16 protein-coding genes are annotated in these 12,244 nt (G+C 44.9%); 15 read left to right on the top strand and 1 reads right to left on the bottom strand.

The features are described from left to right. Positions 1-7: 7 nt before the first annotated feature. The 13 genes from traJ to ACIQXP_RS05500 all read left to right on the top strand — a co-directional run bounded on the left by traJ (position 8) and on the right by ACIQXP_RS05500 (position 9,796). Positions 8-1,222, top strand: a complete 1,215-nt coding sequence (gene traJ / locus ACIQXP_RS05440; protein ID WP_427429411.1) for a conjugative transposon protein TraJ — start codon at positions 8-10, stop codon at positions 1,220-1,222. 13 nt (positions 1,223-1,235) lie between these two features. Then, a complete protein-coding gene (traK, locus tag ACIQXP_RS05445; RefSeq protein WP_387504766.1) occupies positions 1,236-1,850 on the top strand; it encodes a conjugative transposon protein TraK in 615 nt (204 codons plus the stop codon). 3 nt (positions 1,851-1,853) lie between these two features. Next, positions 1,854-2,063, top strand: coding sequence for a hypothetical protein (locus ACIQXP_RS05450; protein WP_387504767.1), 210 nt, complete (start codon positions 1,854-1,856; stop codon positions 2,061-2,063). A gap of 18 nt (positions 2,064-2,081) precedes the next feature. Continuing rightward, positions 2,082-3,131 (top strand): conjugative transposon protein TraM, encoded by a 1,050-nt coding sequence (gene traM, locus ACIQXP_RS05455; protein WP_387504768.1) that lies wholly within the window; start codon positions 2,082-2,084, stop codon positions 3,129-3,131. Position 3,132: 1 nt separating this feature from the next. Beyond that, complete coding sequence (locus ACIQXP_RS05460) at positions 3,133-4,188, top strand: hypothetical protein (protein WP_387504769.1); 1,056 nt, start codon at positions 3,133-3,135, stop codon at positions 4,186-4,188. A 22-nt stretch (positions 4,189-4,210) separates the two neighbouring features. Further along, positions 4,211-5,479 (top strand): hypothetical protein, encoded by a 1,269-nt coding sequence (locus tag ACIQXP_RS05465; protein ID WP_387504770.1) that lies wholly within the window; start codon positions 4,211-4,213, stop codon positions 5,477-5,479. Positions 5,480-5,567: 88 nt separating this feature from the next. Next, positions 5,568-5,747, top strand: coding sequence for a histone H1 (locus ACIQXP_RS05470; RefSeq protein ID WP_387504771.1), 180 nt, complete (start codon positions 5,568-5,570; stop codon positions 5,745-5,747). A 137-nt stretch (positions 5,748-5,884) separates the two neighbouring features. Further along, a complete protein-coding gene (locus ACIQXP_RS05475; RefSeq protein WP_387504772.1) occupies positions 5,885-6,214 on the top strand; it encodes an ArsR/SmtB family transcription factor in 330 nt (109 codons plus the stop codon). 54 nt (positions 6,215-6,268) lie between these two features. Beyond that, positions 6,269-6,736, top strand: coding sequence for a DUF6428 family protein (locus ACIQXP_RS05480; protein WP_387504773.1), 468 nt, complete (start codon positions 6,269-6,271; stop codon positions 6,734-6,736). A gap of 4 nt (positions 6,737-6,740) precedes the next feature. Further along, on the top strand, positions 6,741-7,172 hold the full coding sequence (locus ACIQXP_RS05485) for an arsenate reductase ArsC (protein WP_391527749.1): 432 nt from the start codon (positions 6,741-6,743) through the stop codon (positions 7,170-7,172). Between the two features lie 3 nt (positions 7,173-7,175). Further along, positions 7,176-8,255, top strand: coding sequence for an ACR3 family arsenite efflux transporter (gene arsB / locus ACIQXP_RS05490; RefSeq protein WP_387504775.1), 1,080 nt, complete (start codon positions 7,176-7,178; stop codon positions 8,253-8,255). Positions 8,256-8,284: 29 nt separating this feature from the next. Beyond that, positions 8,285-9,055 carry a metallophosphoesterase family protein gene (locus ACIQXP_RS05495; RefSeq protein ID WP_387504776.1) on the top strand — a complete coding sequence of 257 codons (771 nt, stop codon included), beginning with the start codon at positions 8,285-8,287 and terminating at the stop codon, positions 9,053-9,055. Positions 9,056-9,058: 3 nt separating this feature from the next. Beyond that, entirely contained in the window at positions 9,059-9,796 is a 738-nt protein-coding gene (locus ACIQXP_RS05500; RefSeq protein ID WP_387504777.1) for a metallophosphoesterase family protein, read from the top strand. 89 nt (positions 9,797-9,885) lie between these two features. Here the strand turns inward: ACIQXP_RS05500 and ACIQXP_RS05505 are convergent, their stop codons facing one another. Next, positions 9,886-10,149: a YnfA family protein gene (locus ACIQXP_RS05505; RefSeq protein ID WP_387504778.1), complete on the bottom strand. Its 264-nt coding sequence runs from the start codon at positions 10,147-10,149 to the stop codon at positions 9,886-9,888. 470 nt (positions 10,150-10,619) lie between these two features. Between ACIQXP_RS05505 and ACIQXP_RS05510 the strand changes: the two genes are divergently transcribed. Further along, the gene (locus ACIQXP_RS05510; protein ID WP_387504779.1) at positions 10,620-11,075 is read left to right on the top strand and encodes a JAB domain-containing protein; all 456 of its coding nucleotides are present in this window, start codon (positions 10,620-10,622) and stop codon (positions 11,073-11,075) included. 525 nt (positions 11,076-11,600) lie between these two features. After that, positions 11,601-12,206: a hypothetical protein gene (locus ACIQXP_RS05515; protein WP_387504780.1), complete on the top strand. Its 606-nt coding sequence runs from the start codon at positions 11,601-11,603 to the stop codon at positions 12,204-12,206. Positions 12,207-12,244: the final 38 nt, after the last annotated feature.

Genomic DNA, 12,244 nt, shown 5'->3' on the forward strand with positions numbered 1-12,244 from the left:
ATTTAAGATGATGAAAAGATTATTTAATCTCCCTTTTAAGGGAGCATGGGTTTGCCTTATACTTTTTGTTTTTCCCTTCGCTGGTTTTGCTCAAGGGATATCCGGTGAGCTTTCAGGAATGCAGGCGGTATTGGACCATGTGTACGAAGAGATGATCCCCTTGAGTTCCCGCCTGATTGATGTGGCCAGGGGGATAGCGGGGTTCGGCGCTCTTTGGTATATTGCCAGTCGCGTGTGGCGGCAGATTGCAGCTGCGGAGCCTATCGATTTTTATCCCTTGCTTCGCCCCTTCGCCCTGGGCCTATGCATCATGATGTTCCCGGCGGTGCTCGGGATTATGAATGGTGTGCTCAAACCAACCGTTTCTGCTACCGGTGCAATGGTCAGCGACAGCAACAAAGCCATTGAGCGCCTGTTAAAACTTAAGGATGCGGCCATCAAAAAATCAAAGAACTGGCAGATGTACGTCGGGGAAAGTGGTCAGGGAGATAGTGACAAATGGTATAAATATACCCATCCAAAAGATCCTAACAGGGATGATGAAACTTTTTTGGATGGGTTGGGAAACTCGATGCAGTTTTGGATGGAAAAACAGAGCTATAATCTCCGCAATTCGATCAAATCCTGGCTTAAGGAAGTATTGGAAGTGCTCTATGCAGCAGCATCCCTCTGCATCAATACCATTCGCATATTCTTTCTGATCGTGCTGGCCATTCTGGGGCCGCTGGTATTTGGCTTTGCCGTCTTTGACGGTTTTCAGCAAACCCTCACCGTCTGGCTCGCCAGGTATGTCAATATATTTTTATGGCTGCCCATTGCCAACATCTTTGGAAGCATATTGGGAAAGATTCAGGAAAACATGATCAAGGTCGATCTTTCCCAGATCGAGGCCCAAGGGGATACCTTTTTTTCTTCCACCGATACGGCTTACCTGGTCTTTCTCATCATCGGGATTGTAGGCTATTTCTCGGTTCCCAATGTAGCCAATTACGTCGTGCATGCAGGTGGGGGAAATGCGATATTAACAAAGGTCAATTCACTGATCGTTGCCGCACCAAGGTCCGGAATGAGTGCTGCCACCGGAGCAGGTGGCATGGTCGCCGATGCGCTGGGGGATAAGGCCCGTGTTCAATCGCAAGGATATGCTTCGGCTGCCCAAGGGGACTACTTCCCTGATCAGGGCAGTTATCAAAAAGACAAAATTTCCGGTAAACATTCTTAAAAACTTATCGCCTATGTTCACGCAATTCAAAAACATCGATACGGCTTTTCAGCACATCAAGCGCTTCAGCCTTTTTATGATCGTCGCCTGCATTTGCATTTCAGGCTTTGCGATCTACAAGGGATTTAGCCTCGCAAATCTTGCCCAGCAGCGGGTTTACATCCTGGCCAATGGCAAGGTGCTCGAAGCAGTATCCGGGGAAAGGAAGGATAATATCGCAGTGGAGCTCCGTGATCACATTAAAATGTTCCACCATTACTTTTTTACCCTCGACCCGGATGAAAAGGTCATTCAGTCCAATATTTCGTCCGCTTTGAACCTGGCGGATGAAAGTGCTAAGCGGGCCTATGATAACCTCAAGGAAAAAGGCTATTTCAATAATCTGATCTCTGCAAATATCTCTCAGGAAATTAGCATCGACAGTACTTCGCTTGATCTTGCGGAGTATCCTTACCGCTTCAGGTGCTACGCGACGCAGAAACTGATCCGGGCAACTTCCACGGTCACCCGAAAGCTCATTACGGCCGGAACCTTGAGAAATGTTTCCCGCTCGGATAACAATCCGCACGGATTTTTGATACAGCGCTGGGAGACCCTTGACAATCACGATGAACCCATAAACCCATAGCCAATGGAAAAAGAATCAAATATTGAGGGAAGTAAGTCCACCGGGATGTCCGGGCTTAATGATAAGATACTTTCCGTGCAAAAAAGATTGGCAGATTACCTCAATCTCAAATGCCGGAACATTTCCTCAAAAGGGCTTTTAGTTACACTGATCATTTTCACTGCCCTGATGAGTGCCATCTTGCTGAAGCTCATCATCGATGCCATTCAATAACCATTAAAAATTAAAAAAATGAAAAATGAAAGAATCAAGGACAAAAGAAAAATCCTGCTCGTCCTGCCAATACTGATCCTGCCATTTCTTTCCCTGGCCTTTTACGCCATGGGCGGGGGAAAGAATGCAGAGCATAAACCGAGCGAAAATGCAGGCATCAATGCCTCGCTCCCCAATGCCAGCTTTGGTAAGGAAAAACCGGCGGGCAAAATGGGGATTTATCAGGAAACCCAGCTGGACTCCTCAAAAACAAATTCCGGGCATCTGGAAGAGGTCGCCGGCAGATTTGGCTTTAGCACCTCAGGGACACCGGATCCGACAAGGGACATCGATCTTAAACTGCAGCAGTTAAATGCGCAGATCAATGCCCCGACCGAAACTAAGGTCTTGCCGTCTTCACGAGAGCGCAACATAAAAGTGCCCGGGATGAGCACTGATGTCGACAGGCTGGAAAAGCTCATGTCCTCCATGCAGGGGAGCACTGGCGAAGATCAGGAAATGAAACAGCTTTCCGGCATGCTGGAAAAGGTACTGGATATTCAGCACCCCGACCGCGTGCGGGACGCCTACATTAAACAAGTCAATGCAGCGCCTGAAGAAAGATTTGCGGCAATTCCCGCCGAGGTTGCGGCTAAGCAAACGCTCATTCAGGGCGCAGTGCTCAGACTGGTGCTTTCCGATACCGTCACCATCAACGGCACCCTGATACCCAAAGGGCACGAAATCTTTGGACTTTGTAATTTAACCAATCAACGGTTATTGGTAGATATCAAAACCATTCGAATTGATAAGAATATCATCCCCGTAGACCTGTCCATATACAGCCTGGATGGGATAAAAGGAATTGCAGCGCCGGATGCCATAGTGGATAATGCAATATCGGGCGGAGCGGATGATGCCGTGCGTAGTCTTCAGCTACTGAGCATGGATCAGTCGATAGGTACCCAGGTAGCAGGTGCTGGAATTGATGCCGCCAAAGGACTGTTTTCCAAAAAGGTAAGGCGGGTAAAAATGAAAGTGAAGGCTGGCTTTCCGGTACTGCTTAGAAATAACCAAATCAGAAAATAATATGGCTTTTGATGTCAATCGCGGAAAAATCATCCTGAAAAACTGGGATGCAAAACAACGGGAACTCGAATTGCTTGGAGAAAGCGCAGGCGATTTGTCCGGAGGGATTAAAAGAGAAAAATACATTTTCTTAAGGCGGGGCCTGGCCAGACTAGCCACTGATCCAACAATGGACGAACGTATTTACGCAGGGATTATTCGTGCCATAATGGAAAAGCTTCGCAAGGACTTTTTCCCAAACCCGTTATTAAGAAAGTACATGGAATGGAAAGAACGCCTGCTCATTATGCCCGGGCTGGTCAAGTATTTCAAGGCCAGGCGGGAGCAAAATTTCGAATTGATGGACAAAAGGCTGACGGCTATGGGCATCACCGGCCTTTCCGGTCACCTCAGGTCTCAGTTGGATTATGAAAGGGAAAGAATTGATCTCCCCATATCAAGCCGTTTTGAGCAAAACGGCGCTCTGGAAGTCACGCTATCTTTTGAGCAGAAATTTAATGAGTATCAGCTTGTTTCCATGGAGGCCACACTGCTTGCCAAAGGCGAATATGACAGAAAATGTTCCATTCCCGAGCGGTACGCATTGCATGTCAACCATGCAATTTATTTACTCAAGGGTGGCGCAGTCAGGATAGATCAGGAGACTGAACTTAAGGCCGAAAAATGGCTTCAGCTGGATTTTGAGCATACCGATCATAACGGCCAATTCCCGTTACGGGAACATGTGCTTGATGAACGCTTTTCACTGGATAAGGTCCTTGCTGAAAAGGCCAAAGAGCTGGAATACCCTGCAATCAATAGTCAGGAAGTGCTGGAAATCATCAAAAACGGAGCACAGGCTGTTTTCAATCCGGAAAATGTTGATCCCTTTTATCTGGAAGCAAATCCCGGAGATAAGGGCCTCATTTTTCGCGATGAGAATCAAAGGGTCATTCCGCTATATGAGCTTAAAGAAAATCTTTTAAAAAGGTCAAAAGATCCGCACCATCAGCAGCTCAGCATCAAAAAACTTGATCTGACCAATAGGAAGGACAAAAGCCAGGGATTGGGTAGATAAGAAAATCACTAAAAATTAATCTATGTGGCCGGAGACCAATCATGCAGCAGCAATCATCCGTCTTCTGGAAAATGCAAAACGCGTAGGGAAAATACATGTAGTATTTGAAATGCAGCCTGCAAATATGGGGCTGCAACCCCATCAGATATCAGTATTCAAGACCCTGGACGAGGCAATAAACGAATTCGAAAAAAGGGAAGGTCTGGGCTACCTGCCCGGTCGGGGAGAAGATCTTCCCGTTTTTTATCGTGAGGCCGACCAGTTAATTCAAGAGTTAAAAACAGCTAATCAGTTAACCATTAACATAAATAGTATGAACTTAAACAATTTAGAAAATCTCAAATCTGAGATGAAAGCGCTTGGCTTCAGCAAGGAGCTTCAGGAAAAAATGGAAGAAAACATGAAATCCAATCTTCCCGAGTTTATTTTAAAGGATCAGATCAACGGACATAAGGGACAGATTGATCTTAATCTTTACTTCAAACAATCCGGCCAGTCCGAAAATTATTATCTGAATAAATATGATGTGGCGCTCAATGAAGGCAAGCCCTTAGAGGCTGGTCAAAAGTATCTGGTCATTTCTCCTAGCGAAACCGCCGGAAAAAATAATGTCTTCAAAAGGGAAAATGTAGCCGAGGCCATTGAAGTATTCAAGAAGCATACCGGCAATGCCGAACTGGCCGTAGGTAAGGATGCTGCCCACAAGACCAAGCTGGCCACCATGGAAGAAGGGAAGATCAATTATGTCGACAAGGAATTCGGCAGGACTTTCCGAAACCCGCCATTGCCACAGACCATCTGGGTGGAAAGGGGCAAGGGCTTTACCGCATCCCAATCGGTAAACTTGATTGAAGGCAGGGCAGTATATCGTGAAGATATGCTTACCCAGGGCGGATTACCATATAAGGCATGGATGAAGCTTGATCTGGACGGGCCCCGCGACAGGCACATGAACTTTAACATGAACCAGTACCACGATCCTTCCTATGGGTTTAACCTTAAGGAAGTGCTTGATAAATTCAACATCAAGGAACTGGAAAATCCAAAGGAGAGAGAAAAACTGGAAGCCCAATTAAAAAATGGTGACCGTCCGTCTATCACCGTAGAAAAAAATGGCGAACAGGTGAAGTTGCATGTGGAAGCAGTGCCGCGTTATTCACAGCTGAATATGTTCGCTGCAAATGGCAGGGCAGAAAAAAGAGAGCAGTTTCTCAAAGAGCCCACATTGAATAAAGCTGTAACAAAATCAAAGGGAAAAGAGGTTTCCGCCAGCCAGAGCTTGGGCGTTTAAGCGCATTTTGTATTTTAGCGGCTCGTTTTTTGTAAACGAATATTAAATTTTATAATCGCTGACGGTTTGGTCAGCTAAAGAAACAGTTATGGAAAAGTTTGAAAAAGTAAAAGAACTGGTATCGGCAATCGAAGCAGATGCAACTAAATTTTATGATGGTGGCAATGCAGCGGCAGGCACACGTGTGCGTAAAGCGATGCAGGACCTTAAAGTCTTAGCCCAGGAAATCAGAGCAGAAGTTACAGAAAAGAAAAATAGCGCAAAATAAGAACATCGCTGTTTTGGGAAGTGATAAATCCCGGCCATGGGTCGGGATTTTTTTTAAGATGAGTACCTGTTATATTCTATGTCTCCGGATATATTTGGCAATTTAAAAAATATATCGTAATATTGCGATATAAAACTATGGGACTTACCAAGACAGAAATATTCACGCAGGAGCAGAACGAGCTTTCAATACTCTTAAAATCAATGGCACATCCTGCTCGCATTGCGATCTTGCAACAGATTATTGCTGCCAATGCCTGTATATGCGGGGACCTCGTGGAAGAACTCGGACTGGCACAGGCAACGATCTCGCAACATTTGAAAGAACTCAAAAATGCTGGTATTATCCAGGGTACAATTGAGGGAGTGAAAGTATGCTATTGTATAGAGCCCAAAACGTGGAGCCTTTTACAAAAACGATTTGGGGACTTTATGGGTTCTTACCAAGATCCCAAGGGCTGTTGCTAAGCCTTTTTTTTGCTTAAATCAATCGTAAAATTACGATAATAAAATAGAAAATTTATGAAATTATCACAAATCAAAACCATCCTGGAGACTGCTGAAGCAGTTAATTTTAGACTTGAAAACGGAGAAACCGTACCGGAACAATTTCACGTAACAGAAGTTGGCATCATCACAAAAGACTTTATTGACTGTGGTGGAAAGGTTCGCCATGAGAAGGTAGCAAACTTCCAGTTATGGGATGCAGATGACTACGAGCACCGCCTGAAAGCAGGAAAGTTATTGAATATCATCTCCCTTTCAGAACAGATTTTGGGTATGGAAGACCTGGAAATAGAAGTGGAATACCAGTCAGCAACTATAGGCAAATATGACCTTGGCTTTGATGGTAAAAACTTTGTACTGATCGCAAAAACGACGGCTTGCCTTGCCATGGACAAGTGCAGGGTCCCCCAAGAGAAACAAAAGGTTGAAATGGTAAATCTCGCTAATGGTTCAAGCTGTACTCCGGGTGGAGGCTGTTGCTAAAATGATGAGGAAGAAATCCAAGAAAATCCTCGTGCTGTGCACGGGGAACAGTTGCAGGAGCCAACTGGCAGAAGGCTATTTAAGGCACTTTGCCGGAGATGATGCCGAGATCTACAGTGCGGGGATTGAAACGCACGGCGTTAACCGAAAAGCGATACAGGTGATGGCAGAAGATCACATTGACATCTCGGGCAATACCTCTAACCATGTGGATGAATATTCGGGAATTGATTTTGATGCAGTGATCACCGTTTGCGATAATGCCAGCGAAGCCTGCCCTTTCTTTGCGGGCAAGGTTGATCGGTTCCACCGGAATTTCCCTGACCCTGCAAAGCTTACAGGGACACCAGAAGAAGTGATGGACGAGTTCAGAAGGGTGCGCGAGCTGATCAAAGCTTATTCAGCAGATTTTATAAGTCAATACATAAACAAATAAGCCATGAGTGCAAACCATTGTGCCCCCGTTGCAGAACGGAAAAAACTGAGCTTTCTTGACCGTTACCTCACGCTATGGATTTTTATAGCGATGGCCATTGGTGTAGGTGTAGGATATTTTATCCCGTCCTCTTCCGGCTCCATCAACTCGTTTTCCAGCGGGACAACCAACATCCCACTTGCTATTGGGCTGATCCTGATGATGTATCCGCCCCTTGCGAAAGTGAAATATGAAAAGATGGGTGAAGTATTTAAGGACACCAAAGTGTTGAGCGTTTCCCTGGTTCTTAACTGGGTGATCGGCCCGTTATTGATGTTCTTTCTGGCCATTACTTTTCTGAGGGATTACCCGGAATACATGGTTGGCCTGATCCTGATAGGACTTGCCCGCTGTATCGCGATGGTGGTGGTATGGAACGAGCTTGCCGAAGGTAACCGCGAATATGCCGCCGGCCTTATTGCGCTGAACAGTATCTTTCAGGTACTCTTGTACAGCGTCTTTGCCTACATTTTTATTACCGTGCTACCTCCATATTTTGGTCTGAAAAGCCTGGAAGTGAATATCACCATTGGTGAGATCGCAAAAAGTGTGGGCATTTATTTAGGGTTGCCATTTGCAATGGGCATAATCTCGAGGTATACCCTGATCAAGCTAAAGGGAGAGGATTGGTTCCAGAATAGGTTCGTACCTTTTATCTCGCCCATTACTTTGATTGCACTGCTGTTTACCATTATCATCATGTTCAGTCTGAAAGGTAAGCTGATCGTGCAGATACCAATGGATGTGGTGCGTATTGCCATACCATTGGTTATTTATTTCTCTATTATGTTTGTCATCAGCTTTTTTGCGGGCAAGTATTTTGGGGCAGATTATTCCAGAAGTACTTCCATTGCCTTTACCGCTACGGGAAATAATTTTGAACTGGCCATTGCTGTAGCGATAGGTGTGTTCGGGATCAATTCAGGTCAGGCATTCGCAGGGGTAATCGGCCCTTTGGTAGAAGTTCCGGCCTTGATCGCTTTGGTAAACCTGGCCTTCTGGTTCCGGAAAAAATATTACACAACGGAGGATGCTACCAATTAATCTAACGAAACAAATCCTATAATAATTCTATGAAAATTGCTTTATTCTCTGATATCCATGCCAATCTTCCGGCACTGGAGGCTTTCTTTAAAGACGTGGAAACAAGAAATACCGATGCCATTTATTGCCTGGGTGATCTTGTCGGCTATAACATCTGGCCTAATGAGGTAATAGATGAGATTCGCAGGCGTGGTATACCTACCATTGCCGGAAATTATGACTGGGGAATTGGTCGCTCCGGTGATGACTGCGGTTGTGCCTATAAGACTGATGAGGAAAAAGCAATGGGCAAAGTTTCTATCTCCTATACCAATGAGACCATCAAAGATGAGCAGCGTGCCTACCTGAGAGCCTTGCCAGCCCACATCAGACTGGAATACCAGTTGAACCATGACAAACAAAATATCCTGTTGGTGCACGGCAGTCCAAGAAAGGTAAACGAATACCTGTTCAAAGACCGGGAGGAAAAAAGCATGCTCCGGATCATGGAACAGGCGGATGCTGATATCATGTGCTTTGGACATACCCACCAGCCATATCACCGCATTTTAAATTCCGGAACTGCAGGGAATGATCACTTCAGACATGCCATCAATATCGGATCGGTCGGTAAACCAAAGGACAAAGACCCACGGGGCGGATATGTGATCCTAACCATTCACCCTGACAGCACGGTTGTTGATAAGGATAGCATCCAGGTTGAATTTATTCGCTTTGAATACGATATAGAAAAAGCCGCGAAAGCAGTTGAGGATAGCCCGCTGCCAAATGAATATGCAGATATGCTACGTAACGGATAAGCCATGAGCATAGCACTTTTTTCAGACATACATGCGAACCTTCCTGCCTTTGAGGCCATGCTAAAGGATATGGACGGCCAAAAACCCGATGCTGTTTATTGCCTCGGGGATTTGGTGGGTTACCATATTTACCCAAATGAGGTCATCGATGAAATCCGAAAACGTGGTATTGCAACCCTTAAAGGCAACCGTGACCAAAAGGTAGAAAACATCACCACAAGAGCGGAGAGTTTAGTTGAATCGGGTAAAAACTATGCTTGTCATCTGATCCGTGAGGATAACAGGGAATATCTTAGAACACTTCCGTCACACATCAGGCTGGAATATAAAGTGAACAGCGAAAAACTCAATCTTGTTTTTGCGCATGGCAGCACCAGGAGTATTGATGAATATATTTTGATTGATACCGATGAAAGCTATGTTTTGGAAATGCTTGAGGAAGCGGATGCTGATATACTCTGTGTTGGACATTCACATAAGCCCTATCATAGGCCGCTGAAAACGTCGAATGGCAAAGTTAAACATGTGGTCAACCTGGGTTCAGTCGGAAAGCCTAAAGATGGTGATCCAAGACTCTGTTATGTGATCTTAACGCTACATGACAATAGTTCAACCTCGATTGCCGATGGCGTAACAGTCGATTTCATCAGAGTGAAATATGACGTGGAGGCCTCAGTTGTTGCAATTGAAAACAGTCTTCTTCCAAAGGATTTTGCAGACGCACTGCGCCTGGCCGGATAAGGCCTGCGAATTAATGCGCTTTAGGTATTCCGGGGCATATAGATGATAATGCACGCCCCGATCAGTGCTATTGTAGCTCCGATAATATCTCATTTATCGGGTTTAAACCCATCAATTTTCCAAGCCCATAGTAAAGCCAACACAATAAATACCCCTCCGTAAGTCGCATATACCCTGCCAAAATTGGCCGTCTGCCAGGTGGCCACAATTCCGTAGCCGATTAGTATTATTGCTCCGATGATGCCATACCATAGTGGTTTACCTTCTTTAAGCCAAAGCCAAATCAGGTAGCCACCGCCAATTTCACAAAGGCCAGCCAGAATAAATATCGATAATGATCTTATGATGTCCATACTTCAAATATATTCATTAGCGGAAGAACCTGAAACTAAAAAAACAGAAGGCTGAGCGCGTGGATTTTCAATAATTCCGAGTTTTGCGATACCTAAGTTCTTAAAGTGATGCAAGACCATAAGGTGCGGTGGAATCTACTTTCAAAATGATACAAAAGGGCGGAAATGATACTTCCGGACATCCCTCGAGTAATATTGATAAATAAATGGGTATCAATTTCGTTTTTGACCACCCCTTTGGGATAATGCAAAGCGAGCTGCCCTTAGATAGCCCATCAGCGGGTTAACGTTGATGAGGTCAATATTGTTATTTAATCAAGTACAAATTTAGGTTTTACCTCCGGCACGCGGAGAGAAATTCCGGCATAAACCCGCCTGTATCCGTCTCGCCCTGTCCATTTATTCCATTGCTTCTCCCGCTTTGGCGGCCGGTAAAACCTGTGCGGGCACCATAATTAATTCAAAATATTATGGAAAACACATTTTATCAGCTCGCAGAGATCGAGATCAGCTACCGCCCAAAATTCAAGGCCAATGAAAGGCCACAGATCGATAGTTCCAACAAGGCCTATCAAATTTTACTGGACAATTGGAACCAGGATAAGTTAGAACTTATCGAAGAGTTTAAGATCATCCTGCTTAACAGGAGGAACCGCGTACTGGGCATGGTCAACATTTCTCAGGGCGGAATGTCCGGAACAATTGCCGATCCCAAGATCATCTTTGCAGTCGCACTTAAAGCATGTGCCAGTGGTATCATTCTATCCCATAGCCATCCTTCAGGTGAATCCGGTCCAAGTGAGGCAGATATCAGTCTCACCAAAAGGCTCGTGGAGGTTGGAAAACTTCTGGACATCAAGGTATTTGATCATATCATCGTTTGCTCAGATCGCTATTTTAGCTTTCTCGACGAAGGCCTGTTATAACTTGCGGCTCCTGTGAATTTCCCAAGATTTGCAGGAGCTTTTTTTCTATGCATCCCATCTATTCGTAGTGAACGCGCAAGACAATTTTATCATGCTATTTCTTCATCACCACTTTAATTCCCCTTTCCGGAAAGTATTCCGGTATCAAGACTTTTCCTTTAAACTCAATAAAAGTACCTGTAGGCATTTTGAGTAGCAAATTTCTGAACAATCCGTTTGCCGGCAAGACCGGGCCCTAAAGGGTTTGCTGAAAAAAAATCTTCCTTTCTCGCTGCGCTCCAAAGCGTATTTGTTTTTCGCAAAGTCTTGCCTTGCAACCTGGATTGTATCAAGGAGAGGTGGCTTAACAAAAAGCCGGGAGGCTCCTGCCGACTGACTTTGAACAAAAAATAATTAAGCTATGGACCCATTAAAAGACAGAAGCCCACCGACCCGGACCCCGCGCCCATCGGAACGCACAGGAAACATTGCCCCGGTCAGGGAGATCATTAATCAATTTATTTTCAATATTAAAAATCAGAAATCATGAAAAATCAAAGTATCAACAACACCAACGGAAAAGCCGAATTCTTGGATATCAAAACTGCAAAAAATCCATTCTATCAACCGATGGCAGGTAAGGCAAATTTGAACACGGATAATAAATCCACGGTAAAAGAGGAACCGAAAAAAGAGGAATTAAAAAAAGAAGAAACCGCAGGCGTTTCGACACCTGAAAATACAAAGGAAAATATCGAGGTACCAAAGTCCATCGGAGCGGTCGTACACTCGCCGCAGGTTAATGAAGAAACAAGCCAACCGAAAATGGCTGACGGAAAACCCGAAAAAACTGCGTTGAATTTGGAAGGCACCTTAAAATTGGTGGAAGAACTACACCGCCGAATGGTGCAAAGGGGTAGACTGGTGCACACCATTGACAACCTTGATAAGTTTGAGATCGAGCAAAAGGAAGAAGCCGAAGACACCACCTCAAATTATTATCAGGGCTGCGAACTCGAAATCACCGACGATAAACGCAACAAGTTTTCTACCAAAAACCCTGTTATCATCAAAGCCGTTGCACTATTTGTACGTGACTTATGTACGAATCGCCTCGCTGAAATTGAGGCCGAAATTACAATACCAGCTTAATTCCTTTTAGCCCTGCCCGTTTGTGGCAGGGCTAATTT

The organism is Pedobacter suwonensis (assembly GCF_044762335.1).
Lineage (GTDB): Bacteria > Bacteroidota > Bacteroidia > Sphingobacteriales > Sphingobacteriaceae > Pedobacter.